This is a genomic window from Falsiroseomonas oleicola (genome assembly GCF_019029495.1).
In the GTDB taxonomy this organism is placed as follows: domain Bacteria; phylum Pseudomonadota; class Alphaproteobacteria; order Acetobacterales; family Acetobacteraceae; genus Falsiroseomonas; species Falsiroseomonas oleicola.
Genome location: NZ_JAERQM010000003.1, coordinates 335,034 through 359,476 on the forward strand (window position 1 = coordinate 335,034; position 24,443 = coordinate 359,476).

Annotated in this window: 24 protein-coding genes; 15 read left to right on the forward strand and 9 right to left on the reverse strand. The window is 69.9% G+C overall.

Features of this window, described 5'->3' with window-relative positions; translation table 11 throughout:
* Positions 1-117: 117 nt before the first annotated feature.
* Both JJQ90_RS12435 and JJQ90_RS12440 read left to right on the forward strand, forming a co-directional pair.
* Positions 118-564, forward strand: coding sequence for a zinc-ribbon domain-containing protein (locus JJQ90_RS12435; RefSeq protein ID WP_216875823.1), 447 nt, complete (start codon positions 118-120; stop codon positions 562-564).
* Between the two features lie 30 nt (positions 565-594).
* Positions 595-1,998: a M20/M25/M40 family metallo-hydrolase gene (locus tag JJQ90_RS12440; protein WP_216875824.1), complete on the forward strand. Its 1,404-nt coding sequence runs from the start codon at positions 595-597 to the stop codon at positions 1,996-1,998.
* Between the two features lie 14 nt (positions 1,999-2,012).
* On the opposite strand, the gene JJQ90_RS12445 is transcribed toward JJQ90_RS12440, so the two are convergent.
* The 3 genes from JJQ90_RS12445 to metX all read right to left on the reverse strand — a co-directional run bounded on the left by JJQ90_RS12445 (position 2,013) and on the right by metX (position 5,419).
* Positions 2,013-2,852, reverse strand: a complete 840-nt coding sequence (locus JJQ90_RS12445; protein WP_216875825.1) for a polysaccharide deacetylase family protein — start codon at positions 2,850-2,852, stop codon at positions 2,013-2,015.
* A gap of 139 nt (positions 2,853-2,991) precedes the next feature.
* The gene (locus JJQ90_RS12450) at positions 2,992-4,122 is read right to left on the reverse strand and encodes a patatin-like phospholipase family protein (RefSeq protein WP_216875826.1); all 1,131 of its coding nucleotides are present in this window, start codon (positions 4,120-4,122) and stop codon (positions 2,992-2,994) included.
* Between the two features lie 139 nt (positions 4,123-4,261).
* Positions 4,262-5,419: a homoserine O-acetyltransferase MetX gene (gene metX, locus JJQ90_RS12455; protein WP_216875827.1), complete on the reverse strand. Its 1,158-nt coding sequence runs from the start codon at positions 5,417-5,419 to the stop codon at positions 4,262-4,264.
* Between the two features lie 132 nt (positions 5,420-5,551).
* Between metX and hisC the strand changes: the two genes are divergently transcribed.
* From hisC to JJQ90_RS12475, 4 genes are read left to right on the forward strand one after another with little or no spacing between them, the layout of a single operon-like run.
* Positions 5,552-6,637 carry a histidinol-phosphate transaminase gene (hisC, locus tag JJQ90_RS12460; RefSeq protein ID WP_216875828.1) on the forward strand — a complete coding sequence of 362 codons (1,086 nt, stop codon included), beginning with the start codon at positions 5,552-5,554 and terminating at the stop codon, positions 6,635-6,637.
* The gene (locus tag JJQ90_RS12465) at positions 6,630-7,517 is read left to right on the forward strand and encodes a prephenate/arogenate dehydrogenase family protein (protein WP_216875829.1); all 888 of its coding nucleotides are present in this window, start codon (positions 6,630-6,632) and stop codon (positions 7,515-7,517) included. The genes hisC and JJQ90_RS12465 overlap by 8 nt, the downstream gene beginning before the upstream one ends.
* A 34-nt stretch (positions 7,518-7,551) precedes the next feature.
* Positions 7,552-8,031, forward strand: coding sequence for a DUF29 domain-containing protein (locus JJQ90_RS12470; protein WP_216875831.1), 480 nt, complete (start codon positions 7,552-7,554; stop codon positions 8,029-8,031).
* Positions 8,024-8,662 carry a hypothetical protein gene (locus tag JJQ90_RS12475; protein WP_216875834.1) on the forward strand — a complete coding sequence of 213 codons (639 nt, stop codon included), beginning with the start codon at positions 8,024-8,026 and terminating at the stop codon, positions 8,660-8,662. Before JJQ90_RS12470 ends, JJQ90_RS12475 begins: the two co-directional genes overlap by 8 nt.
* 119 nt (positions 8,663-8,781) lie before the next feature.
* On the opposite strand, the gene JJQ90_RS12480 is transcribed toward JJQ90_RS12475, so the two are convergent.
* Entirely contained in the window at positions 8,782-9,975 is a 1,194-nt protein-coding gene (locus JJQ90_RS12480) for an MFS transporter (protein WP_216875836.1), read from the reverse strand.
* A 189-nt stretch (positions 9,976-10,164) separates the two neighbouring features.
* Between JJQ90_RS12480 and atpH the strand changes: the two genes are divergently transcribed.
* From atpH to JJQ90_RS12515, 7 genes are all read left to right on the forward strand, one after another.
* Positions 10,165-10,770: an ATP synthase F1 subunit delta gene (gene atpH, locus JJQ90_RS12485; protein WP_216875838.1), complete on the forward strand. Its 606-nt coding sequence runs from the start codon at positions 10,165-10,167 to the stop codon at positions 10,768-10,770.
* A complete protein-coding gene (atpA, locus tag JJQ90_RS12490) occupies positions 10,770-12,308 on the forward strand; it encodes a F0F1 ATP synthase subunit alpha (RefSeq protein WP_216875840.1) in 1,539 nt (512 codons plus the stop codon). The genes atpH and atpA overlap by 1 nt, the downstream gene beginning before the upstream one ends.
* Before the next feature lie 11 nt (positions 12,309-12,319).
* Positions 12,320-13,210 (forward strand): F0F1 ATP synthase subunit gamma, encoded by an 891-nt coding sequence (locus tag JJQ90_RS12495; protein WP_216875841.1) that lies wholly within the window; start codon positions 12,320-12,322, stop codon positions 13,208-13,210.
* A 16-nt stretch (positions 13,211-13,226) separates the two neighbouring features.
* Positions 13,227-14,657, forward strand: a complete 1,431-nt coding sequence (gene atpD / locus JJQ90_RS12500) for a F0F1 ATP synthase subunit beta (protein WP_216875842.1) — start codon at positions 13,227-13,229, stop codon at positions 14,655-14,657.
* 144 nt (positions 14,658-14,801) lie between these two features.
* A complete protein-coding gene (atpC, locus tag JJQ90_RS12505; protein WP_216875843.1) occupies positions 14,802-15,212 on the forward strand; it encodes an ATP synthase F1 subunit epsilon in 411 nt (136 codons plus the stop codon).
* A gap of 110 nt (positions 15,213-15,322) precedes the next feature.
* The gene (locus tag JJQ90_RS12510; RefSeq protein WP_216875844.1) at positions 15,323-16,180 is read left to right on the forward strand and encodes a ferritin-like domain-containing protein; all 858 of its coding nucleotides are present in this window, start codon (positions 15,323-15,325) and stop codon (positions 16,178-16,180) included.
* A 2-nt stretch (positions 16,181-16,182) separates the two neighbouring features.
* Positions 16,183-17,337: an endo-1,4-beta-xylanase gene (locus JJQ90_RS12515; protein ID WP_230410604.1), complete on the forward strand. Its 1,155-nt coding sequence runs from the start codon at positions 16,183-16,185 to the stop codon at positions 17,335-17,337.
* A gap of 3 nt (positions 17,338-17,340) precedes the next feature.
* Here the strand turns inward: JJQ90_RS12515 and JJQ90_RS12520 are convergent, their stop codons facing one another.
* From JJQ90_RS12520 to JJQ90_RS27305, 4 genes are all read right to left on the reverse strand, one after another.
* Complete coding sequence (locus JJQ90_RS12520) at positions 17,341-17,826, reverse strand: RNA pyrophosphohydrolase (RefSeq protein ID WP_216875845.1); 486 nt, start codon at positions 17,824-17,826, stop codon at positions 17,341-17,343.
* A 91-nt stretch (positions 17,827-17,917) separates the two neighbouring features.
* A complete protein-coding gene (locus JJQ90_RS12525) occupies positions 17,918-19,273 on the reverse strand; it encodes a divergent polysaccharide deacetylase family protein (protein WP_216875846.1) in 1,356 nt (451 codons plus the stop codon).
* Positions 19,274-19,334: 61 nt separating this feature from the next.
* Positions 19,335-20,828, reverse strand: a complete 1,494-nt coding sequence (locus tag JJQ90_RS12530; protein ID WP_457851887.1) for a S41 family peptidase — start codon at positions 20,826-20,828, stop codon at positions 19,335-19,337.
* A gap of 76 nt (positions 20,829-20,904) precedes the next feature.
* On the reverse strand, positions 20,905-22,203 hold the full coding sequence (locus JJQ90_RS27305) for a murein hydrolase activator EnvC family protein (protein WP_216875847.1): 1,299 nt from the start codon (positions 22,201-22,203) through the stop codon (positions 20,905-20,907).
* A 90-nt stretch (positions 22,204-22,293) separates the two neighbouring features.
* On the opposite strand from JJQ90_RS27305, the gene JJQ90_RS12540 reads away from it, so the two are divergent.
* Both JJQ90_RS12540 and JJQ90_RS12545 read left to right on the forward strand, forming a co-directional pair.
* Complete coding sequence (locus tag JJQ90_RS12540) at positions 22,294-23,214, forward strand: DnaJ C-terminal domain-containing protein (RefSeq protein WP_216875849.1); 921 nt, start codon at positions 22,294-22,296, stop codon at positions 23,212-23,214.
* On the forward strand, positions 23,211-23,465 hold the full coding sequence (locus JJQ90_RS12545; protein ID WP_216875851.1) for a chaperone modulator CbpM: 255 nt from the start codon (positions 23,211-23,213) through the stop codon (positions 23,463-23,465). The genes JJQ90_RS12540 and JJQ90_RS12545 overlap by 4 nt, the downstream gene beginning before the upstream one ends.
* Before the next feature lies 1 nt (position 23,466).
* On the opposite strand, the gene JJQ90_RS12550 is transcribed toward JJQ90_RS12545, so the two are convergent.
* A complete protein-coding gene (locus tag JJQ90_RS12550) occupies positions 23,467-24,411 on the reverse strand; it encodes a LysR substrate-binding domain-containing protein (protein ID WP_216875853.1) in 945 nt (314 codons plus the stop codon).
* Positions 24,412-24,443: the final 32 nt, after the last annotated feature.

Here is a 24,443-nt window from a genome sequence, read left to right on the forward strand (position 1 = left end):
CGACGCTGTCTGCCACGTGGGCGGCCCGGCGCCAAATGATCCCGGCATGACGCGCCGTTCCGCCAGCGTGCAAGGTGGCTGGACGCGGGCCTCGCCGCGCCGCAAAACTGCGCTGACATGCGGATTTCCTGCCCGAACTGCGCCGCCGAATACGATGTGCCCGACCAGGCGCTGGCCGCAGGACCGCGCCTGCTGCGCTGCGCCCGCTGCCAGCATCGCTTCGAGGCGGCGCTGCCGGCGCCCCCTGCCGCCGAGTCGCGGGCGGAGACGGCAGGCGCCGCCGGCCCGCCCATGAGCCCCGAGGCGCCGGACGACACGCCGCAAGACCTGCCGGCGGATGTCCCGGAGGCCGCCTCCACCCCCCTGGCGGCGCCCACCGCCCAGACGCCGGAACGTCTGGCCGCCGCGCCCGCCAGCCCCCCGGACCGCTTCGCCCTGGCCGGCTGGCTGCTGACCGTGCTGCTGCTGGCCGCCGCCGGCTATGCCGGCTTCGCCTTCCGCGCCGAGGTCATGGCCGCCTGGCCGCCGGCCCAGCGCCTCTACGGGCTGCTCGGGCTGGGCTGACCGCAAAACCACCACGATCGGAGCATCGGCATGAGCGAACGCGTCGCGGCGCATCTGGCAGGGCGGAAGGATGACATCCTGGCGCGTCTGCTGACGCTGATCCGCTTCCCCTCGGTCAGCACCGATCCCGCCTTCGAAGCCGGCATGCGCGGCGCGCGCGAATTCCTGCTGGACCGGCTGCGCGCCATCGGGCTGGAGGATGTGCGGCTGCTGGATGCGCCGGGCGGCCAGCCGGCGGTCTTCGGGTCCTGGTCCGGGGCGGGGCCGGACCGGCCGACCATCATGATCTACGGCCATTACGACGTGCAGCCCGCCGATCCGCTGGAGCTGTGGCATTCGCCGCCCTTCGAGCCCACGATCCGCGACGGCCGCATCTATGCGCGCGGCGCCTCCGACGTGAAGGGCTCGACCACCATCGCCATCGAGACGGTCGCCGCCTTCCTGGCGGTGGAAGGCGGCTGCCCGGTCAATGTGAAGCTGTTCCTGGAAGGCGAGGAGGAGGTCGGCAGCCCGAGCCTGACGGCGCTGATCGCCGCGCATCGCGACATTCTGGGCGCCGATGCGATGCTGTCGGCGGATGGTGGCGGTGCGGCGGGCAAGGTGCCGGTGCTGAACATCGGCTGCCGTGGCATCTGCGCGCTTCAGTTCAGCCTGCGCACATCCAAGAAGGATGCGCATTCCGGCAAGGTCGGCGGTGCGCTGCGCAATGCGCTGCATGAGATGGCGCGGCTGATCGCAACCCTGCATGACGAACAGGGCCGCGCGGTGGTGGAGGGTTTCGAGGCCGGCGCGGCGCCCTTCACCAATGCGCTGCGGGCGGAAAGCGCCTCCCTGCCGCTGGATGAGGCGGCCTGGTACGCGCAGTTCGACGCGGTGCCCTTCGGCGACCCCGCCTATACGGTGCGGGAGCGTACGACGCTGCGCCCGACGGTCGAGGTGAATGGCCTGTGGGGCGGCTATACCGGCCAGGGCGGCAAGACCGTCACGCCGGCGGAGGCGCATGCGAAGCTGACCATGCGGCTGATCCCGGGACAGGATCCGGACCAGGCGCAGGCCGCGGTGAAGGCGCATCTGGAACGCCATGTCCCGCCGGGCGTGGCGCTGGACTTCCAGTTCCGCCAGGGCGGCACCCGCGCCTATACCCTGCCCGCCGAACATCCCCTGCGCGCCGCCGCCGCCGCCGTGCTGCGACGGGAGAAGGGCGCGGAGCCGGCTGTGATGCGGCTGGGCGGGACGGTGCCGATCACGACGATCTTCAAGGAGGAGCTGGGCATGGACAGCCTGATGTTCGGCCTGGCGACCGCCGATGAGGATGCGCATGCGCCGAACGAGTTCTTCCGCCTGTCCTCGCTGGATGAAGGGCTGCGGCTCTGGCCGCTGCTGCTGACGGAACTCGGGCGGATGCGGCCGGCGGATTTCCGCAGCGAGGCGTAGGGCCAGCGCAGCCTTCAGGCCGGGCGCCCCACGCGCGCCCGGTATTCGCGCTGCAATTCGTCCAGCGTCAGGAACACCGCGCCCCGCTGCGTCAGCGTGTCGATCAGCTTCTCCAGCATCAGCATGCGGTGGCCACGGCCGATGACATAGGGGTGGAAGGTGTAGACCAGCGCGCCCCATTCCTCGCTGCGCTGCATGTATTCGAAATCGGCCAGCCAGTTCTCCAGCACCGCATTGGCATTGGACAGGCCGGGCAGCACCTCCGTCTTGCCGCGGACGAATTCGAAATGCGGGTGGTCGTCCAGCGACCAGCTGATCGGGATCTCGACCAGGTCGGTGGTTTCGCCGAACTGCATCGGCGCGTCCGCCGCCACCACATCGCCACGGCGCGCGAAATAGGGGCTGCAATCATGCCCCATCATGCTGCTGTCGTAGCGCAGCCCATGCTGCGCGATCAGGTCGATGGTGCGGTCGCTGAGGTCCCAGGCGGGGGAGCGGTAGCCGGCCGGCTTGCCGCCGGTCAGCTTCGCGATGCAGTCCATGGCGCGGCCGAATTCATCGGCCTCCCGCGCCGCTTCTAGCCAGGCGGGCTGCACATGGCTGTAGCCGTGATGGCCGACCTCATGACCGCCTTCCACCACGGCGGCGCAGGCTTCCGGATAGGTCTCGATGACCACGCCGGGGATGTACCAGCTCGATGTCAGGCCGCGCTGCTTCAGCAGCTTCAGGATCCGCCCGGCCCCGACCACGCCGAACTCGCCGCGGGAGACCGGCGTCGGCGTCGTCATGCCGCGCGCGGCGAAGCCGGACCAGGTGTCGAAGTCGAAGGACAGGCAGGCGATGTGGCGCGGCATGGGATCAGACCTTCGCTGTGCCGGACTTGGCGGAATGGAAGGCCAGGATATCGCGCGCGCAGCGATCCGCCAGCGTGCCGGCGATGGCCTAGCACCGGGCGCGTCATCGAGGCCTGTCGCCTGCCCGCGATGCGGCGGCTTACGGCAAGGCGGCCTGGGACCGCCTGCGCTCCGGCACCTGCTGCACCGCGAGGGGCGCCAGATCGAGCGTGGACCGGAGGCCGATGGAGGAACGATGGTCGGAGAGCCAGCGATCCGCCGCCCGGTGACCAAGGTCGCGCATCTCCTGGAGGAAGCTCCAGCTCGGATCCTGCCGGCTTCCGGTTTCGAGCGCGCGGAACGCCTCCTCGGCCCCGATCATGTGCAGCCGTGCATCGCGAAGGCGGACGAGAATCGGGCTCGGATCCGGCTCCTTCGCCAGCACACGCTGGGCGAAGGCCACCGATCGCAGCTCCTGGCGCAATGCCGCGCCGAAGGTGAGTTCGTTCGTGCGGTCCAGCAGGCCCGCCGCATCCGTCGGCGGGGCCGCGGGCCGGTCGACGGGGGTCGTGCGGATGATGAGGATATCGGTCGGCGCGCCGGATTCGATGAGCGCCCTGATCGGGGGATTGCAGGCATAGCCCCCGTCCCAATAGGCCTCGCCATCGATCTCCACGGCGGGAAACATCTGGGGAAGACAGGCGGAGGCCAGCAGCACCTGGGCCGTGACCTCCTCATCCACGAACAGCCGCGCCTCGCCCGTTCGCACACGGGTGGTCGAGACGACGAGCTGCGGCGCCCCGGGCCGTCCGAAGACGGTCGGATCCAGAAGGCCGTCCAGCACCTTGGTCAGGGGATTGATGCCAAGCGGATTCATCTGCTTCTGCGACAACGCCATGGAATTGGCGCGCATCGCATTGAGCATCGGCGCCATCATGCCGGTGAAGGGGAACAGCCAGGACGCGGCCGCACTGTCCGGCGAGCCGGAGGCCACCGCGACGCGCCGCCAGAAGGCTTCGAGCAGCCGTCGCGCTTCCGCCCTGCCACCGGTGGCCAGGCCTTGCACGAGGAAGGCCGCATTCATCGCCCCGGCGCTGGCGCCGCTCGCCACCTCGATCCGCAACGCCGGCTCATCCAGCAACTGGTCCAGCACGCCCCAGGCGAAGGCACCCAGCGAGCCGCCGCCCTGAAGTGCGACCGCAGCGGGAATGCCCTGCCGGGCGGCGGGGCTTCGCGGAAGATCCGTGGGGGACGGAACCTCGGCCGGCGGTGCCTGGAGCGCCTGCGACATCAGATTTGTCCTATTCGGGAATACGCGGTGCAGGGGTTTATGCTGCGATGCAGCATTGAGCGCCCGAGCGTTCCGAGAGTTCCACGGCGGGACGCAGCCTCACGGCGGGGAGCAGCGATGCATCCCGCCGGGAGGCCGTTCAGACCCCGACCCGCTCCGCCGCGCCGCGCAGGAAGCCGCCGAGCGCGCGGTGGAAGACGGGCTCATCCAGCAGGAAGGCGTCGTGGCCCTTGTCGGTGGCGATCTCGACGAAGGAGGTATTGGCCGCCGCCGCGTTCAGCGCGCGCACCAGGGCGCGGGATTCCTCGGTGGGGAACAGCCAGTCGCTGCTGAAGGAGGCGACGAGGAAGCGGGTGCTGGTGCCGCGGAACGCCGCCGGAAGGTCGCCGCCGTGTTCGGAGGCCATGTCGAAATAATCCATGGCGCGGGTGATGGTCAGGTAGCTGTTGGCGTCGAAGCGGGTGACGAAGGTGCTGCCCTGGTGGCGCAGGTAGCTCTCCACCTCGAACACATCCTCAAGGAAGGTCAGCGCCGAGGCGCCGCGCAGCCGGCGGCCGAATTTTCGTCCAAGGGCGGCTTCCGACAGATAGGTGATGTGGGCGACCATCCGGGCGACGGACAGGCCCTTGGCGGGGATGCGCCCATCCTCCCAGTAGCGGCCGCCGACCCAGTCGGGGTCGCCATGGATGGCGGCGCGGCCGACCTCATGGAAGGCGATGTTCTGGGCGGAGTGATAGGCGGCGCAGGCGATGGGCGCGGCGGCCACCACCATCTCAGGATAGGTCGCGGCCCATTCCAGCACCTGCATCCCGCCCATGGAGCCGCCGACCACGGCCAGCAGGCGCGGGATGCCGAGATGGTCCACCAGCAGCTTCTGGGCGCGGACCATGTCGCGGATGGTGATGGAGGGGAAGTCGGTCCCGTAGGGCCGGCTGGCGCCAGGCGTCGGCGCCGCCTGGGGCATGGGCTCGGCCGGGCCGGAGGAGCCCATGCAGCCGCCCAGCACATTGGCGCAGATGACGAAGAAGCGGTCCGTGTCCACCGGCTTGCCGGGGCCGACCACGGCCTCCCACCACCCCGGCTTGCCGGTGATGGGATGGGGCTCCGCCACGTATTGGTCGCCGGTCAGCGCATGGCAGACCAGGATCGCGTTGCTGCGCTGGGCGTTCAGCTTGCCATAGCTGCGATAGGCCACGGACAGGGGCGCGATCACCGCCCCGGAATCCAGCGCCAGGCCATCGGGGAAGGTGGCGCGCTGGTGGTCGATCTGCGGCGAGCGGGCGAGGGCCTCGGTCATGGGTCCCGGGGGTGTTGCGCGGGCAACAGATAGGGCGGGTGCCCCCGGCGGGCAACCTTGGGGCCCAAGCTTGGCGAGGGGCAGTGCTGCGTCTATTCAGCAGAAACCCTGTTTTCAGCCGGATCCCCCGCCATGACCGTCATGCCGCGCCCGTCCATCCTGTCGGTGGAACCCTATGTCGGTGGCGAATCGAAGGTGCCGGGGGTGAACCGCATCATCAAGCTCTCCTCCAACGAGGGCGCCTTCGGCCCGCCCCCCGGCGCCATCGCCGCCATCGCGGCCGGCGCGCGGGAGGCGCATCGCTACCCCGATGGCGGCGCCGCGGCGCTGCGGGAGGCGATTGGCGCGCGCTTCGGCCTGGACCCGGCGCGGATCGTCTGCGGCAATGGCTCCGACGAGCTGCTGGCCATGCTGATCCTCGCCTATGGCGGGGAGGGGACGGAGCTGGTGATGTCCGCCCATGGCTTCATGATGTACGACATCACCGGCCGCTGGGCCGGTTGCCACATCATCAAGGTGCCGGAGAAGAACCTGACCGCCGATGTCGATGGCCTGCTGGCCGCCGTCGGCCCGCGCACCCGGCTGATGTTCCTGGCCAATCCGAACAACCCGACCGGCAGCATCCTGGCCCAGTCCGAGGTGGACCGGCTGCGGCGGGAACTGCGGGAGGATGTGCTGCTGGTGCTGGACAGCGCCTATGCGGAATATGTGACGCGGCCGGATTACGACCCGGGCCAGCGCCTGGTGGATGCCACGCCGAACACGGTGATGACCCGCACCTTCAGCAAGATCTACGGCCTCGGCGGCATGCGGCTGGGCTGGGCCTATGCGCCGGCGGCGATCGTGGATGTGCTGGGGCGGGTGCGCGGACCGTTCAATGTGAACGCCTCCGCCATGGCGGCCGGCATCGCCGCGCTGGCGGAGCCGGGCTGGATCGAGGCCTCCGTCGCCCATAACACCGAATGGCGCGGCAAGGTGGCGGCGGCGCTGGAAGCCGCCGGGCTGAAGGTCTGGCCGAGCGAGGGCAATTTTCTTCTGGTCGATTTCGGTGGGGCCGAACGCGCCAAGGCGGCGGATGCGCATCTGCGCCAGCGCGGGCTGATCGTGCGCGCCATGGGCGGCTACGGCCTGCCGGCCTGCCTGCGGATCACCATCGGCAATGTCGAGGAATGCCAGATGGTGATCGAGGCGCTGACCGCGTTCAGCAAGAATGGCTGAGCCGCTTTTCGAACGGCTATGCCTGCTGGGCGTCGGCCTGATCGGGTCCTCCATCGCCCGCGTCGCCCGGCAGCGCGGCGACCTGGCCCGCACCGTGGTGGCGCATGCCAAGACGCCGGCGACGCTGGACCGGGTGCGGGAGCTCGGCATCGCCGATGTGGTCGAGGCTGATGCCGCGAAGGCGGTGCAGGGCGCCGATTGCGTGGTGTTCTGCGTGCCGGTCGGCGCCAATGCGGAGGTGATGGCCCAGGTCGCGCCGCATCTGAAGCCGGGCGCCATCGTGACCGACGTCGGCTCCACCAAGATGAGCGTGTTTCGCGACCTGGGCCCGCTGCTGCCGCCGGGGGTGCATCTGGTGCCGGCGCATCCGATGGCCGGGACCGAATTTTCCGGCCCCGATGCCGGCTTTCCCGAGCTGTTCCAGGGCCGCTACACCATCCTGACCCCCTTGCCGGACACCGACCCGGCGGCCGTGGAGGCGGTGCGGGAGCTGTGGCGCCGCTGCGGCAGCATGATCGAGACCATGGACCCGGCGACCCATGACAAGGTGGTGGCCATCGTCAGCCACCTGCCGCATCTGCTGGCCTTCACCATCTGCTCCACCGCCGACGACCTGGCGGAGGAGACGAAGGAGCAGGTGCTGAAATTCGCCGCCTCCGGCTTCCGGGACTTCACCCGCATCGCGGCCAGCGACCCGACCATGTGGCGCGACGTCTTCCTCAACAACCGGGAGGCGCTGCTGGAGATGCTGGCCCGCTTCACCGAGGATGCGCAGGCCCTGGGCCGCGCCGTGCGCTGGGGCGAGGCGGGCTTCATCGAGGACCGGATCAAGCGCGGCCGGAAGATCCGCAAGGGGCTGATTGACCGCAAGCAGGCGTAGCTTTCGGGCGGGGATTGCCCATATCCTTCCGGCCATGTCCTACGACAGCGACATCCTCCTCTGGTCCGAACAACAGGCCGACCTGCTGCGCCGCATGGCGCGCGGGGAGCGTGTGAATGGCCTGGACTGGGAGAATGTGGCGGAGGAGATCGAAAGCGTGGGGCGAAGCGAGCTGCATGCGGTGGAAAGCCAATTGCGGGTCGCGCTGACGCATTTGCTGCTGATTGCCCTGGCACCCTGGCCCGAGCCGGTGCGCCATTGGCGGGCCGAGGCGACCGCCGCCCTGGCGGAGGCAGCGCGGGGCTATGCGCCGAGCATGGCGCAACGAATCCGGCTTGATCGCGTATGGCGCGACGCCCTGCGTGTGGCGGAGCGGAAGCTGGAGGGCGAGGCAGTGACCTTCGGTCCGAACCTTGCCGCAATGCCCTTTGCCCTCGCCGAGCTAGTGGTGGAGGAGCCGGATCTGGATGCGCTCCTGACGCGATTGGGCTCCACCAGCGACAGGCATGACTGAACTCGAGCAGTTCGATTCCCTCGTGAGGCGCGTAGGACACCAGACGAGAATTGCTATCGCGCTGTGGGAAGCGGTACGTCCTGCCGCGCGAGATACGAGCATTTTCAGCCGCTTCAACGACACAGAAGCCAATAATACTGTCTTTGCGCTGTTACAGGGTTCCATCTGGCAGGTGGCGCTGATCACCTGTCGTGTCTGGGATACTGATAAGAAGTCGGCATCCTTGCCCGAAATAAGCCGGCTGCTCCGCAAAGACGGCGGGTCGTTGGCCGATCAGATCGCCAATCGGACGGCAAACCGTTGGCGTGCCTCGGAGCGTCGTTGGGCCGAAGAGCAGGAGGCGGACATTGCGCGGCACCCGGTGCTTGCAGAGATGTTTCGGGCCAGCATGGTGCAAGCAGATGCGTATGAAATCAAACGCCGAAAAGATATTCTAGAGTGGGGTAAAACATTTGAGCGACAAAAAGCCAATCTCATAAAATCAAACCTAAACAATTTGTGGAAATTTAGAATTAAACGTCTTGCGCACTTCGATTTACGCCAAGGTATAGATATCGACGTTGCGGAGGCAGCTGATCTCCGGGATTTGTTCTGTGTCTTGGTGCCGCAAATCGATTTTCTCAGAAAATAGAACGGCTGGTGCTGGATGGTGCGGTATCCTACCGAGAGGAGCGCCTTATAAGGCGTCGCTATGCTCGCGCATTCTGGGATGTACCAACACCGACGACGCGATGCACAAATGACTGAGCATCACCGCCTGAGCACCAACCCCGCCGCCAGCGCCTGAAGCACCAGGGTTACCCCCAGCGCGGCCTCCGTTCCCGCCACCTCCCGGAACAGGCCGAAGGCGCCCGGGGCCAGGGCGTAGAAGGCCTGGTTGATCGCCTGGAGCAAGGCCACCACCCGGCCGACTTCCGCGGCGGGGAATTCCGCCTGGGCGATCAGCGGCGGCAGCGACAGCAGGTTGCCCACCCCAAGCCCGAACAGGGCGCAGCCCAGCAGCAGCAGCAGCGCCGATTCGCCGGCGCAGGCCAGTGCCAGGCTGCCCGCCATCTGGACCAGGAAGGTGGCGCAGGCCGCCCAGCGGCGGCGGGGGCCATCGGGCAGCACCCAGCCGGTCAGGGTGCGGCCGAGCAAGGCGAAGACCGTCACCATCGCCATGGCCAGCCCCGCGCCACGCACCCCGAGTGCGGGCAGCAGCAGCGAGACCAGATGCGTCACCAGCCCCATCTGCGCGAACAGCCCGATGGCGAAGGCCACGGACAGGCCACGGAAGAGCGGGTCGCGCAGCAGGGTGCGCCGGTCGCGGGCGGGGCGGGGCTCGGCCGTCGCTGGCGGTGCGGCCAGCCCATCCGCGTGCTGGCCATAGGCGGCCGGCGACCGCGCCAGCACGCCCCCCGCCAGGGGCCACACCACGGCCAGCAGCAGCGCCGCCACAATGGCGGTGGCCGTGCCAAAACCCCAACCGGCGATCAGCCAGGCCCAGAGCGGCGTCATCAGGATGCCGCCGACGCTGGCGCCGTTATAGGCCATGGCCAGCGCCTTCGGCCGCTGCCGGTCGAACCAGGGGGAGAGCATGGCATTGATCGCCGCCCCGCTGGTCAGCGCCCAACCCACGCCGGTGAGGCTTGCCGCGGCAAAGGCCAGGGCCGGAACATGACAAAACCCCCATGTCAGCAGGCCGGCGGCCGAGGCCAGCAGGCCAAGCCGCGTCACCGCGGCAATGCCGAGGCGCCGGTGCCAATCCGGCAATTGCGCGACCAGGGCGGCGGAGACCAGGAAATGCCATGTGATGGCGGCGGAGAGCAGCCCGACCGGCCAGCCGCGCGACTCTGCCAAGGTGGCGATATAAATTCCAGGCCCGTAGAAGCCGATACCCCAGGCGAAGACGGCCAGCACAAAGGCCCCCGTCACCGCCCGCCACCCCTGGAAAGCCACCTGCATCCGCCGATCCTGGCCCCGCTTTCGGCTGCTGGGAACCGCCCCTGCCCGCCGTCCCGCCGCAGGAGATGTGTTGCCGCAACGCAATACGCATGCTAAGGCGCCGCGGCCGCATAAAGGGGGTGGTCACCTCTGCCCTCCGGACGCGCGAGCCACTATTCAGCTCCGCCCAGTGACAGGACCGGGATCCCCTTGGCCTCCGAAGCGACACAGGTAACCTCGGCCTCCATCCAGGCCCCGAACCCCACCGGGCTGTCGGAGCGCTATGCGCTTGCGCTGCTCGGCATTGTCGATGATCTGCGCGCGACGGAGCCCGGCGCTGCCGACCGTATCGCGCAGGACCTCGACACCTTGTTCCGCCTTTGGCAGGACGATGCCGGCTTCCGGTCCTTCGTGGCCGATCCCCGGTATGACTCCACGGAGCAGAAGCGCGCGATCTTCGCGGTGCTGGAACGCGCCGGCATCGGCACGGAAGTCCGCAACCTGCTCGGCGTGATGATCGTCAACCGGCGTCTCGCGACGTTGCCGGAGGTCGCGGCCAGCTTCGGCGCCCTGCTCTCGGCGCGTCGTGGCCAGCAGATCGCCACCGTCTCCACCGCCCATGGCCTCAACGACACGCAGCGCGCCCAGATCGTCGCGCGGCTGACGGAGGCCGGCTATTCGGGCGTGCAGCTCAAGGAAAACGTGGACCCGACCTTGCTCGGTGGTCTCGTGGTCCGGATCGGCTCGCGCCTCTATGACAATTCGCTCAAGTCCAAGCTGCAGCGCTTGCAGTACGCCATGAAGGGGGCCGCCTGATGGAGATCCGTCCAGCCGAAATCTCGGAGATCCTGAAGGCTCAGATCTCCAGCTTCGACGCCGAGGCGAATGTCGCCGAGGTCGGCACCGTGCTGACCGTCGGCGACGGCATTGCCCGCGTCTTCGGCCTGCAGAATGTCATGGCCGGTGAGCTCGTCGAGTTCCCGGGCGCCGGCATCAAGGGCATGGCGCTGAACCTCGAGACCGACAATGTCGGCGTCGTGATCTTCGGCGACGACCGCGGCGTGAAGGAAGGCGACACCGTCTCCCGCACCGGCGAGATCGTGGACGTCGGCGTCGGCAAGGGTTTTCTCGGCCGCGTCGTCGACGCGCTGGGCAATCCCATCGATGGCAAGGGCCCGATCGCCATCGAGAAGCGCATGCGCGTCGAGGTGAAGGCCCCGGGCATTATCCCCCGCAAGTCCGTGCATGAGCCGATGCAGACCGGCATCAAGGCGATCGACGCCCTGATCCCGATCGGCCGCGGCCAGCGCGAGCTCATCATCGGTGACCGCCAGACCGGCAAGACCGCCGTCATCCTGGACACCATCATCAACCAGAAGGTGGCGAACGACGCCGCCGGGGCTGATGACAGCAAGAAGCTGTTCTGCATCTACGTCGCCATCGGCCAGAAGCGCTCCACCGTCGCGCAGCTGGTGAAGACGCTGGAAGAGAACGGCGCGATGGAATATTCCATCATCGTCGCCGCCACGGCCTCCGACCCTGCCCCGATGCAGTTCCTGGCCCCCTATACCGGCTGCACGCTGGGCGAGTACTTCCGCGACAACGCCATGCATGCGGTCATCTTCTACGATGACCTGTCGAAGCAGGCCGTCGCCTATCGCCAGATGTCGCTGCTGCTGCGCCGTCCGCCGGGCCGCGAGGCCTATCCGGGCGACGTGTTCTACCTGCATAGCCGCCTGCTTGAGCGCGCGGCCAAGATGAACGACGACTTCGGCGCCGGTTCGCTGACCGCGCTGCCGGTCATCGAGACGCAGGCCGGCGACGTCTCCGCGTACATCCCGACCAACGTGATCTCGATCACGGACGGGCAGATCTTCCTGGAGACGGAACTGTTCTTCAAGGGCATCCGCCCCGCCGTGAACGTCGGCCTCAGCGTCTCCCGCGTCGGGTCTTCCGCGCAGATCAAGGCGATGAAGCAGGTGGCCGGCAAGATCAAGCTGGACCTGGCGCAGTATCGCGAGATGGCGGCTTTCGCGCAGTTCGCCTCGGACCTCGATGCCACGACGCAGGCCCTGCTGGCCCGCGGCGCGCGGCTGACCGAGCTGCTGAAGCAGCCGCAGTACAAGCCGGTTCCGGTCGAGGAGCAGGTGGCGGCGATCTTCGCCGGCACCCGCGGCTACCTGGACAAGGTTCCGCTGAACAAGGTCGGCGAATTCGAGCGGCAGCTGCTGTCGGGCCTGAAGGCGCAGTCCCCCGAGATCCTCATCGCGATCCGCACCGACCGCGAGATCAAGAAGGAAACCGAGGCCAAGCTGATCGCCTTCCTCGACAGCTTCGCCAAGTCCTTCGGCTGAGATAGAGCGCCATGGCCAGCCTCAAGGCACTTCGCGCGCGCATCACCTCGGTGAAGAGCACGCGCAAGATCACGCAGGCGATGAAGATGGTCGCGGCCGCGAAGCTGCGCCGCGCCCAGTCGCAGGCCGAGGCCGCGCGCCCCTATGCGGAACGCATGGAGCGCATGCTGGCCTCGCTCGGCGCCTCTGTCGCCGGCAGCCCGGACGCGCCGAAGCTGCTGGTCGGCAGCGGGGCGGACCAAGTGCATCTGCTGGTGGTGGTCACCGGCGATCGCGGCCTGGCCGGCGCCTTCAACACCAATGTCGGCCGCTTTGCCCGCGCCCGCATCCGTGAGTTGGAAGCGGCGGGCAAGACGGTGAAGGTGCTGGCGGTGGGCCGCAAGGGCGCCGCCTACCTCAAGCGCGAACACGCCAGCCGCATCGTTGGCGAGATCTCGATGGCCGGCAAGAAGCGCGTCAGCTTCGAGGACGCGCAGGAAATCGCGCATCGCGTCACCGCCATGCTGGATGCCGGCGAGTACGATGTCTGCACGCTGGTCTACAACCGCTTCCGCAGCGTCATCAGCCAGGTGCCCTCGGCGCAGCAGCTGATCCCGACCCTGCTGCCGGAGGTTGACGCCGCCGCCCCGGCCACCACGGGTGCCCAGGCGCTGTACGAATACGAGCCGAATGAGGAGGAGATCCTCGCCACCCTGCTGCCGCAGAATCTGGCGATCCAGATCTACCGCGCCTTGCTCGAGAATTCGGCCGGCTTCTTCGGCAGCCAGATGAACGCCATGGACAATGCCACGCGCAATGCCGGCGAGATGATCAACAAGCTCACGCTGAACTACAACCGCACGCGACAGGCCAACATCACCCGGGAGCTGATCGAGATCATCTCCGGTGCCGAAGCCGTCTGACGAGGGAACTGGCACGATGAAGAACAATGTCGGCAAGGTTACGCAGGTTCTGGGCGCCGTCGTCGACGTGCAGTTCCCGGCCGAGCTGCCCGCCATCCTGAACGCGCTGACCCTGAAGATCGACGACCGCACCCTGGTGCTGGAAGTCGCGCAGCACCTCGGTGAGCGTACCGTTCGCACCATCGCCATGGACACCACGGACGGTCTGGTCCGCGGCACCGAGGTTGTGGACACCGGCGCCGGCATCTCCGTGCCCGTGGGCAATGAGACGCTGGGCCGCATCCTGAACGTCATCGGCGAGCCGATCGACGAGCGCGGCCCGGTGGGCGCGAGCAAGACCTACACCATCCACCGCGCGGCGCCGTCCTTCGAGGACCAGGCGACCTCGGCGGAAATCCTGGTGACGGGCATCAAGGTCATCGACCTGCTCGCCCCCTACATCAAGGGCGGCAAGATCGGCCTGTTCGGCGGCGCCGGCGTCGGCAAGACCGTCACCATCCAGGAACTGATCAACAACATCGCCAAGGGCCATGGCGGCGTGTCCGTCTTCGCCGGCGTCGGTGAGCGCACCCGCGAGGGCAACGACCTGTACCACGAGATGGTGGATGCGGGCGTCATCAAGCTCGGCGAGAACGGCTCCACCGAAGGCTCCAAGGTGGCGCTGGTTTATGGCCAGATGAACGAGCCGCCGGGCGCGCGCGCGCGCGTCGCCCTGTCCGGCCTCTCGATGGCGGAATATTTCCGCGACGAGCAGGGCCAGGACGTTCTGTTCTTCATCGACAACATCTTCCGCTTCACCCAGGCAGGCGCCGAGGTTTCGGCTCTGCTCGGCCGTATCCCGTCGGCGGTGGGCTATCAGCCGACGCTGGCGACCGACATGGGCGCGCTGCAGGAACGCATCACCTCGACGAAGAAGGGCTCCATCACCTCGGTGCAGGCCATCTACGTCCCGGCCGACGACCTGACCGACCCGGCGCCCGCGACCTCCTTCGCCCACCTTGACGCGACCACCACGCTGAACCGGTCCATCGCCGAGCTGGGCATCTTCCCGGCCGTCGACCCGCTGGACAGCACCAGCCGCGCCATGGACCCCCGCGTGGTGGGTGAGGAACACTACCGCGTGGCGCGCGAAGTGCAGCGCATCCTGCAGACCTACAAGTCGCTTCAGGACATCATCGCGATCCTGGGCATGGATGAGCTGTCCGAGGAGGACAAGCTGATCGTGGCCCGCGCCCGCAAGCTTCAGCGCTTCCTGTCCCAGCCCTTCCACGTCGCCGAAGTCTTCACCGGCTCCCCGGGCGTGTTCGTGAAGCTCGAGGACACGGTGCGTTCCTTCGCCGCGATCTGCGCCGGCGAATACGACCACCTGCCGGAAGCGGCCTTCTACATGGTCGGCACGATCGAAGACGCGGTGAAGAAGGGCGAGACGCTCAAGGCTGCTGCGTAAGCAGCAGCCTTCGGCTGATTTCCTGCCCTCAGGCGCCGGGCGGCCGCATCCGCGGCCTTGGCTCGCCGCATGAGCGGCGGGCCGCATTCGCGGCCTCGGCCCGCTTTGGCGGGCCGCCTTTGTTGGATTTGATGGGGTAGCGCCATGGCCACCTTCCAGCTCGAACTCGTCTCCCCCGAAAAGCTGCTGCTCAGCCGCGCGGTGGAGATGGCTGTGCTGCCCGCCACCGAGGGTGAGATGGGCGTGCTGCCCGGCCATGCGCCGATGATCGTCACGCTCCGCGGCGGCGTCATTGCCGTGACCGAGGGTGGGCAGGTCACCGAGCGCCTGTTCATCGCCGGCGGCTTCGCCGAGGTGACGCCGGAGCGCTGCACCGTGCTGGCCGACGAAGCCACGCCGGTCGCCCAGCTCTCCAAGGCCGCCGCCGAGACCCGGGTGCGGGAAGCCGAGGCCGCCTATACCGCCGCCGCCATGGACACGCCGGAAAAGCGCGAAGCCAGCATGGACCGCCTGCTGACCGCTCGCGCCATGGTGCTGGCCGCCGAAGCCGCGTGATCACCGCCGCCGCTTGAAATCGGCCGCTCACCGCAGAACATTACCTCCACCCGGCGTCGCGCCGGGCAGCCGCGTTTGCGGATCGGACGCGCGGCCGGACGGGAGCGAGGATGAAGCACTGGCGTATCGAGGAGGTGAGTTGGGACCGGTTTGACCCCAGCCGCCTCGACCCCGAGATCATCCCGCTGGTCAAGGCCGCGGCGATGGTCGAGCGCAATGGTGACGACTACGCGCTGTATCTCCAATCCGTCTTCCATGACGACCCGGACTTCCACCAGGCCGCCGCCCATTGGGCGGAGGAGGAGGTGCAGCATGGCGATGCGCTGGGCAAATGGGCCATGCTGGCCGATCCGTCCTGGGACTTCGAAAAGGCCTTCGCCCGCTATCGGGACGGCTACAAGATCGACGTCAAGGCCGATGCCTCCATCCGCGGGTCCCGCACCGGGGAGCTGATCGCGCGCTGCATGGTGGAGACCGGCACCAGCAGCTACTACACCGCGCTCGGCGAGGCGACCGAGGAGCCGGTGCTGAAGGAGGTCTGCCGCCTGATCGCGGCCGACGAATACCGCCACTTCAAGCTCTTCTACGACCATATGAAGCGCTATCTGGGGCGGGAGAAGCTGTCCTTTCTCCAGCGCCTGCGGGTGGCCGCCGGCCGCATCGGTGAGAGCGAGGACGACGAACTCGCCTTCGCCTTCCATTGCGGCAATGAGGCGCTGGGCATCCCCTACGACCATGACCGTTGCATCGCTGGCTATATGGGCCGGGCGATGGCCTACTATCGCTTCCGGCATATCGAGCGGGGCATGGGCATGGTTTTCAAGTCGGTCGGGCTGCAGCCGCGCGGGCGGATGTCGGCACTCGCGGCGCGCGGCGCCTGGAAGCTGCTGTCCTGGCGGCGCAGTCGCTACAAGGCGGCGCTCGCCCGTCCGCCCGCCGCGCCGGCCGCCGCCCCCGTGGCGGCCTGAGCTTGCGCCTGCCCCGTCGGGCGGCGCTGCCGCTGCTGCTGGCATCCCTGGGCGCACGCGCCGCCCAGGGCCAGAATGCCGCCCCACCGAGCTTCACGCCGGCCAGCGCGCCGGACCTGCCGCTGGCGGAGATCGCGCAGGGCCGGGGCTTCACCTATGGCTGCGCCGTCACCGCAAGGCTGTTGGCCGAGGAGCCGGAGCTCGCGGCACTTGTGGCGCGCGAGGCAGGACTGATCGTCCCGGAATACGAGGCCAAGTTCGCCGCCCTTCAGCCGGAGGAAGGCCGCTTCGACACGGAACCGCTGGATGCGCTGCTGCGCTGGGCGCAACACTTCCGAAAGTCCGTCCGGGGCCATGCCCTGGTCTGGCACAATGCCATGCCGGACTGGCTGCCCATCGCCCTGGCGGAAGGCCGCAGCCGCGCCCAGGGGGTGATGGAGGCGCATTTCGACCGCGTGCTGTCCCATACGCGCGACCGCATCCGCGACTGGGACGTGGTGAACGAGCCGATCGCCAATCCCCCCGGCAGCGACGTGCCCGAACCTGCCGGCAACAGCGGCGACCTGCGCGACACGCCCTGGCTGCGGGCGCTGGGGCCGGACTACATCGCCATCGCCTTCCGTGCCGCCCGCCAGCGCGACGCCACGCTGCGCCTGACCCTGAACGACTATGGCGTGGAGGCGGACAGCCCGCCGGCCGAGGAAAAGCGCCGCCGCCTGCTGCGCCTGCTGCGTGACCTGCGCGCCCGCAACGTGCCGCTCGATGCCGTTGGTATCCAGGCGCATCTTCAGATGCGGGAGGCCTTCAACCCCGCCATCTTTATCGCCTTCGTGCGGGACATCCGGGCGCTCGGCCTCCAGGTGCTCATCACCGAGCTGGATGTGCGGGAGGTGAGGCCGCCGGTCGGCGACTTTCCGGCCCGCGATGCCGCCGTGGCCCTGCGCGTCCATGCCTTCGCCAGCGCCGCCTTCGAGGGTGGCGCGCGCACCCTGCTGACCTGGGGCATCAGCGACCGCTGGTCCTGGCTGTTCAACGACCAGGCGGTGGCCCTGGGCCCGGGCGACGTCCATCGCGGCCTTCCCTTCGACTGGGAGCTGAACCGCAAGCAGATGTGGCGCGCTTTGGCGCGCGCCTTTCTGGGGCAGGGCGTGGGCTGAGCCTCAGGGGGCGGCGAAGCGGCCGAATTCCCGCACCAGCTCCTCATAGATCGCGCGCTTGAAGTTCACGGCCAGGCCCGGCAGTTCCTCGATCCGCGCCCAGCGCCAGGCGTCGAATTCCGGATGCGGGTCGGCATCCAGGCGGATGTCCGAATCCTGGCCGGTGAAGCGCAGGGCGAACCATCTCTGACGCTGGCCGCGATATTTCCGGGCCATGCGCATGGCCTGCAATTCGGGCGGGAAGTCGTAGCTCAGCCATTCGGGATGTTCGGCGATGATCTCGGCACGGTCGGTGCCGATCTCCTCCGCCAGTTCGCGCAGCACCGCGATGCGCAGATCCTCGCCGGCATCCACGCCGCCCTGTGGCAATTGCCAGCCGCCGGCGGCGCCCTCCGCATTCGGCATGTCGGCGCGACGGGCCACCAGCACCAGGCCGGCGGCGTTGAACAGGACGGCGCCGACATTGGCGCGATAGGGCAGCAGGGTCATGCCGGCCTTGTAACCGCCGCGTGGGAGGCCGGCGAGAAGCTGGATCGCGGGATTCAGACTTTTCGGCGATTCCACCTCAAGTCAGCCCGCTCTATCGGGACACGCCGTTGGCCGCGGCACCGGGGGATTCCGCGGCGCGGGTCGGCTCCGCGGTGGCGGCTGGCCGGCGCAGCATGACGGTCACGGGCGCCAGCACCGCGCCCCGCTGCTCCAGCCCTGCCGACCAGGCCAGGATGGCGGCGGTGAAGAACGGTGCGGGGTTGCCCAGAAGGCCGAGGGCGGAGCCCTGGCGCTTCGCCAGGGCCTCCAGCTCCTGCAGCCGTCGCTCGACCTCGCTGCGGGTCTCGGAGGGGTCGTCGAGCACCAGGTCCACGGTCCGCCCGAAGGCGCGCGCCGGGCTGGGTGCGCCGGGGCGGGGGTCGACATAAAGCAGTCCGCGATTGGTCAGCGCGGCCTGGATGGTGCCAAGCAGCTCGGCATTCGCCGCGAAGCGTTCGCCGCGCAGCCGGCCGAGCGCGCCGATGGCGCCGACCTGGCCCTGGATGCGCGACAGCACCCAGTCCAGCCGATCGAGATTGTCTTCCACCGAAAGCCCGGTCAGCAGTGCCCGGTCACCGGGATCGGCATCCTGCCCGAAGCCCGCCGGTTCCAGCGGCAGGGCCACCAGCACTTCCATCCCCCGGGCGCGGGCGCGTTCCAGCAGCGGCTCCGGCCGCAGGGCATAGGGGCTGAAGGCGAGGGTGACGGCCCCGGGCAGGCGGCGGATCGCCTCCTCCGAATGCTGGGCGAACAGGCCGACATTGCCGAGGATCAGGCCGATGCGCGGTCGCCGGTCCTCCCGGTCGAAGGGGCGGGCATAGGTGCGGATGGAGGTGCGGTTCTCCGGCCCCAGCCTGGGCAGCGGGCCATGGCGGCCGCGTTCGAGCAGTTCCGGGTCCGGCGGCGGGATCCGGGGCTCGGCATGGGCGGGCGATTCCGTGGCGCTGCCGGCGGCCAGCGGCGGCGGTGAGGGGGCGGCGCGCAGCGCGGGCGGCGCCGGGGCGGGCGCGGGGGGCGTGGCGACGGCGGCCGCCGAGGCCGGCGGGGGTGGTCCGGCCTGGGGCGGCGCGATCGGGCTGGCGGCGCCCCCACTCGCCGGAGCCGCCACCGCGGGCGCTGCCGGCACAGGCGCCGGCGCGGCCGGTTGCGCGGCGGGCGGCTGCGGGGCGAGGGCGGTCACGGCGGGAGCAGCCGCAGGGTCCGGCATCGCCGCTGGCGAGGAGGGCGGCACTGGATCGGGCACGGCGGGTGGCGGTGCGGCCGGCGGTTCCGGCTCCGCCTGCGCCACCATCTCCGGCACCGGCTCGGGCGGACCCAGCCAATGCAGCGCGCCGGCGCCAGCGCCCATCGCCAGCACCAGACCCGCCCAGAACAGACCCAGTGCCCGGCGAGAGAGAACCCGGCTCAACAGCCGCCCGACGCGGCCTGGCGCGTCGTGCCCCTGCCCCTGCCCTGCCCGCGCGGCAGGCTCATCGCTGGACGCGACGCTGCGGCGCGGGGGCGGCGGCGATGTTGCGCAGAAGCTGGAGCGCCTGCTGCAGCTGGTGGTCGGTTTCCGGCTTGGTCGGGTCGAAGGTGGGCGCGCCCTCGGCCGGCGCCCGCACCACGCGGTCCAGCACGCCGGCCGGCAGGTTCAGCGGCGGCAGCGGCGGCGCCGGTGGCGTGGTCTCCGTCGTGCGCTCCCCGTCATTGTTGCGCAGCGCCCGGCGCAGATCCGCCTCCCGGTCCCGCTCCCGCGACCCGTTCGGGTCGGGGCGCGCGGCCAGGACCTCAATATCCGGCTCGATCCCGGTCGCCTGGATGGAACGGCCGGAGGGGGTGTAGTAGCGGGCCGTGGTCAGGCGGATGGCGCCATTGCCCGGGATGGGCATCACGGTCTGCACGCTGCCCTTGCCGAAGGACTTCACGCCCATGACGATGGCGCGGCGATGGTCCTGCAGGGCGCCGGCCACGATCTCGCTCGCGCTCGCCGATCCGGAATTCACCAGCACGACGATCGGCAGCCCCTGGGCGATGTCGCCCGGCCGCGCATTCCAGCGCTGCGCATCCTCCGGCCGGCGGGCGCGGGTGGAGACGATCTCGCCCTGGTCGAGGAAGTCGTCGGTCACCTGCACCGCCTGGTCCAGCAGCCCGCCGGGATTGTTGCGCAGATCCAGCACAAGGCCGCGCAGGGTATTGCCCGCCTGGCCGCGCATGGTGGTCATGGCGCGGCGCAGCGCGCCTTCCGTCTGCTCGTTGAAGGAGGACAGGCGGATATAGGCGACGTCGTTGCCCTCCAGCCGGAAGCGCGCCACCTGCGGGCGGATCACGTCCCGGGTCAGGGAGATTTCCACCGGCCGGGCCTCACCCTCGCGCCGGATGGTCAGGCGGATGGAGCTGCCGCGCTCGCCGCGCATCTGCTCCACCGCGTCCTGAAGCGACAGGCCCTGGGTGGTCTGGCCGTTCAGATGGGTAATCAGGTCGCCCGGCTTGACCCCGGCGCGGGAGGCTGGCGTGTCGTCGATCGGGCTGATGACCTTCACGAAGCCGCCTTCCTGGGTCACCTCGATGCCCAGCCCGCCGAATTCACCACGGGTGGTCACCTGCATGTCCCGGAAGCTGCGCGGATTCATGTAGGAGGAATGCGGGTCGAGGCCCTGGAGCATGCCGTTGATGGCATTCTCGATCACGTCGCGGTCGGTGACCGGCTCGACATATTCGGCGCGGACCCGCTCGAACACATCGCCGAACAGGTTCAGCAGGCGATAGGTCTCCGCCCGCCCGCTTTCCTGTGCCCAGGCCTGGATGCCCGGCACGGCCACCATCGGCCCGACCACGGCCCCGGCGACGAAGGCGGCGGTCACCGCCCCCACCAGCCCCAGCCTGCGCCGTCGCGAGGATTGCGCCTGGGGCTCCCTTACGGGACCCAGACTCGGCATCCTGCCGTTCCGACGACCATCCTCGTGCCCCGACACGTCGCTCATGCGACCACCCGATCCTTGGGTCGCGGCCCCACGGCCGCCGACCTGACCAACATGCCTTCAGGACATGACCCGAAGGTTACCCTCGCGCCGCAAACCATGGGCGCGGATCCACCGGCTGCCCATTCCGCCGGAGTTCCACATAGAGGGAACCGCCGGAAGCACCAGAGCCGCCGAGGACACCGATGGGTTCCCCGGCCAACAAGCGCTGACCGGCCGCGGCGTCAAGCCGATCCATCCCGGCCAGCACGAAATGGTATCCCCCTCCGCAATCCACAATCAACAACAGCCCGTAGGAGCGGAAGGGCGCGGCATAGACCGCCCGGCCATTGCAGGGGGACACCACGCGCGCCCCGTTCGCCGCCGCATAGGTCAGGCCGCGATGCGGCCCCCCCGGCGCGGCCTCCCCCCAACTTGTGGTGATCCGCCCGGCCACCGGCAAGGCACGACCGCCGGAGGGCACGGGCACGGAAGCCTGGCGCTGCGGCGTGGCGGCCGGCCTGGGGGCGGACGGATCGCGCCGGGCGAGCGCCGCCTCCCGCGCCGCCTCCGCCGCCTGGCGGGCCTGTTCGGCGGCGCGGGCGGCCGCATCGGCGCGGGCCTCGGCCTCCCGCCGCAGTCTTTCGCGGCGCAGGCGGTCGAGCACGACCGCGAGGTCACTGGCCCGCGCCGCGGCGGCGGCGGCCTGGGTGGCGGCGCGTTCCTCCGCCGCCTCGGCCTCGCCACGGCGGGTGCGGGCCACGGCGAGCTCCGCCTCCAGCCCTGCCACCGCCTCCCGCGCCGCGCCCTCGGCGGCTTCCAGCGCCAGCGCCTCCCGCCGCGCCAGCCATTCGGCCTCCTGCGCCCTGGTCTGGGCCTCACGCAGCGCCAGGGCCTCATCCTCCAGCCGGCGGATCATGCCGCGCAGAACCAGGGCGCCGCGCAGGGCATCCGCGGGCTCCCCGGGCACGGCCAGCACCGTCTCGGCGGGGTAGAGCGACAGGCGCAGCATCACCGGCAGCAGCGGGCGCATGGCGGTGGCGCGCTCGGCGATCTCCCGCGCGGCCGTGGCGCCTTCGGCACGGGCGGCCTCCAGCCGCTCGGTCACGGCCGCCACCTCCGCCTCCGCCGCCTGGGCCATGGCGGCGAGCTCCACGCGGCGGGCGGCGAGCGCCACCTCCTCCTCCGCCAGGGCGCGGGCGCGGGTGGCGGCTTCCTCGGCGGCCTCGCGGCGCTGGGCGGCGGTCTGTTCGGCGGCACGCAGGTCGCGCTGGGTGGGCTGTGCAAGGACTGGCGGGGGCAGCGCCAAGCAGGCAGCCAGCAGCATCGCCAGGCGCTCCGCGCCATGCTGCCGGCGCCCGCGGGGGGCCGCCGCATCCCTGTCACGCGAAATCGTCAAGCCCTGCATCCCGGTGCTGCATAGACCCCGGCCGCGCGTGGGGACAAGCTGTGCTTCATGGCACCAGGAATGGGGCCGAGGAGACGCCGCATGGCCGAAGATCCCTACAAGGTCCTGGGGCTCGCCCGCGACGCGACGCCGGAGGCGATCAAGAAGGCCTACCGGAAGCTTGCGCGGCAGAACCACCCGGACCTCAACCCCGGCAAGCCGGAGGCCGAGGCGCGCTTCAAGGCGGCCTCCGCCGCCAACGACATTCTGTCCGACCCCGAGCGCCGGGCGCGCTTCGATCGTGGCGAGATCGATGCGGAGGGGCAGGAAATGCCGCCGCCCCGCCCGGCCGGCGGCTGGCGGCGCCATGCGGAGGCGCCCCAGGGCAGCCGCTACGATCCCTTTTCCGAGCAGGACGGCTTTTCCGATATTTTTGCCGATATCCTGGCGGCGCAACGGGCGGCCGAATCGGCGCCGCGACCGGGGCGGGACATGGCCTATCACTTGAAGGTGCCCTTCCTGTCGGCCGTGCTGGGCGCGACCGAGCAATTGGCGCTGCCGGATGGCAAGCAGCTCAGTGTGCGGATTCCCCCCGGCGTGGTCAGCGGCCAGTCGTTGCGGCTGCGCGGCCAGGGCGCGCCGGGCCGCAATGGCGGGCCGGCCGGCCATGCGGTGATCGAGCTGGAGGTGGCCGACCACCCCCTGTTCCGGCGCGAGGGCTTCGACCTGCACATGGACCTGCCGGTGACGTTGCGGGAGGCGGTGCTGGGCGGCCCCGTGACGGTGCCCGCCCCCGCCGGCCCGCTGCGCGTCACTTTGCCGCCAGCCAGCGACAGCGGGCGCGTGGTGCGGCTGCGCGGCAAGGGCGTGGCGGCGGAGGGCTCTCGCCCGGCCGGCGACCTGCTGCTGACCCTGCGGGTTGTCATCGGCAAGCCGGACGCGGCGCTGGAGGCCTTCCTGCGCGACTGGCAGCCCGAACACCCCTTCGACCCGCGCGCGGGACTGGCGGAGGACGCGCCATGATGACCATCGAGGTGCTCTGCGCCCGCTTCACGACGCTCGACCCCGAGGATCTGCGCGGCTGGGTGCAGGCCGGCCATGTCCGGGCGGATGCGGAGGGCGAGACGCTGCTGTTCCAGGAAATCGACGTGGAGCGCGTGCGCCTGATCCTCGACCTGCGCGACACGCTGGCGGTGAATGAGGAGGCGCTGCCGCTGGTGCTGTCCCTGCTCGACCAGGTCTATGCGCTGCGGCGGCGGTTGGGGGAGGGTTGAATCAACCGATCCTGTGGTCCTCCATTCCGGCCCGTTCCGCCGCTGCCCGCACATCGCCGGCAAAGACCTCGCCAAAAACCTCGGCGAAGCGCAGCGCCAGGGTGGAGGGCGGATCATCGGGCGGGAAGATGGCGGAGATGCGATAGGGAATGCCGGGCCGGAATGGCTTCACCACCACCCGCGCCGCATCCGCCGCCAGCGCGGCCAATGGGTCGGTTACCGCCAGGCCCAGCCTCTGCGCCACGCAGTTCGCCACGGTCGCCGAATACAGGCTGTCCAGCACGATGCGCGGACGCACGCCCGCGGCCTTCAGCATGACCTCCAGCTGCAGCCGCATCAGGCTGCTGGAGCCGAGCGCGATCAGATCCTGGCCATCCAGGTCACCCGGGCCGATGCTGGGCCGCGCGGCCAGAGCGTGGCCGGTGGGCAGCAGGCAGACCACCTCCGAGTCCGGAAAGGCCTCGTGTCGCACATCGCCGCGCGCCCCGGCGACCGGCGCCAGGCCGAGATCGTAGCCGCCGCCGCGCATCAGCTCGACGATTTCCAGCGCCGGCGCCGAATGCAGCGACAGCGTGGCGCCGGGCACCGCGGCCAGGAAGCGTTTCGCCACGCGCGGGATGCAGTTCAGGGACAGCGACAGTATCGCCGCGACGCGCAGATGCCCGGCCTGGTGCTGGCGGATCGCGGCGGCTGCGTCGCGGATGCGCTCGGTGCCGATGAAATGCCGCTCGACCTCGCGGAACAGCGCCAGGCCCTGCGGCGTCGGCGTGATATGCGCGCCCTGGCGGTTGAACAGCACCAGGCCGAGGTCGATTTCCAGATCCTGGATCAGCCGGCTGACCGCGGGCTGCGAAATCGACAGCAGCCGCCCGCCCGCCGTCATCCCCCCGGTGAGGATGACGGCGCGGAAGGCTTCGATCTGGCGCGAATTCAGCGGGCGGGCCATGTGATGTCGGCAGATGCCAGGACCATGCCAGC

Bases quoted from the DNA above. Each gene is read 5' to 3' on its own strand.
- metX (WP_216875827.1), bottom strand. From the start codon at position 5,419: ATGACCGAGGCCCTCGCCCGCTCGCCGCAGATCGACCACCAGCGCGCC.
- atpD (WP_216875842.1), top strand. From the start codon at position 13,227: ATGAAGAACAATGTCGGCAAGGTTACGCAGGTTCTGGGCGCCGTCGTC.
- JJQ90_RS12510 (WP_216875844.1), top strand. From the start codon at position 15,323: ATGAAGCACTGGCGTATCGAGGAGGTGAGTTGGGACCGGTTTGACCCC.
- JJQ90_RS12480 (WP_216875836.1), bottom strand. From the start codon at position 9,975: ATGCAGGTGGCTTTCCAGGGGTGGCGGGCGGTGACGGGGGCCTTTGTG.
- JJQ90_RS12445 (WP_216875825.1), bottom strand. From the start codon at position 2,852: ATGCCGCGCCACATCGCCTGCCTGTCCTTCGACTTCGACACCTGGTCC.
- JJQ90_RS12540 (WP_216875849.1), top strand. From the start codon at position 22,294: ATGGCCGAAGATCCCTACAAGGTCCTGGGGCTCGCCCGCGACGCGACG.
- atpC (WP_216875843.1), top strand. From the start codon at position 14,802: ATGGCCACCTTCCAGCTCGAACTCGTCTCCCCCGAAAAGCTGCTGCTC.
- JJQ90_RS12495 (WP_216875841.1), top strand. From the start codon at position 12,320: ATGGCCAGCCTCAAGGCACTTCGCGCGCGCATCACCTCGGTGAAGAGC.
- JJQ90_RS12520 (WP_216875845.1), bottom strand. From the start codon at position 17,826: ATGACCCTGCTGCCCTATCGCGCCAATGTCGGCGCCGTCCTGTTCAAC.
- JJQ90_RS12450 (WP_216875826.1), bottom strand. From the start codon at position 4,122: ATGTCGCAGGCGCTCCAGGCACCGCCGGCCGAGGTTCCGTCCCCCACG.
- JJQ90_RS12440 (WP_216875824.1), top strand. From the start codon at position 595: ATGAGCGAACGCGTCGCGGCGCATCTGGCAGGGCGGAAGGATGACATC.
- JJQ90_RS12435 (WP_216875823.1), top strand. From the start codon at position 118: ATGCGGATTTCCTGCCCGAACTGCGCCGCCGAATACGATGTGCCCGAC.
- JJQ90_RS12465 (WP_216875829.1), top strand. From the start codon at position 6,630: ATGGCTGAGCCGCTTTTCGAACGGCTATGCCTGCTGGGCGTCGGCCTG.
- JJQ90_RS12550 (WP_216875853.1), bottom strand. From the start codon at position 24,411: ATGGCCCGCCCGCTGAATTCGCGCCAGATCGAAGCCTTCCGCGCCGTC.
- JJQ90_RS12475 (WP_216875834.1), top strand. From the start codon at position 8,024: ATGACTGAACTCGAGCAGTTCGATTCCCTCGTGAGGCGCGTAGGACAC.
- JJQ90_RS12470 (WP_216875831.1), top strand. From the start codon at position 7,552: ATGTCCTACGACAGCGACATCCTCCTCTGGTCCGAACAACAGGCCGAC.
- hisC (WP_216875828.1), top strand. From the start codon at position 5,552: ATGACCGTCATGCCGCGCCCGTCCATCCTGTCGGTGGAACCCTATGTC.
- JJQ90_RS12530 (WP_457851887.1), bottom strand. From the start codon at position 20,828: ATGAGCGACGTGTCGGGGCACGAGGATGGTCGTCGGAACGGCAGGATG.
- JJQ90_RS12545 (WP_216875851.1), top strand. From the start codon at position 23,211: ATGATGACCATCGAGGTGCTCTGCGCCCGCTTCACGACGCTCGACCCC.
- atpA (WP_216875840.1), top strand. From the start codon at position 10,770: ATGGAGATCCGTCCAGCCGAAATCTCGGAGATCCTGAAGGCTCAGATC.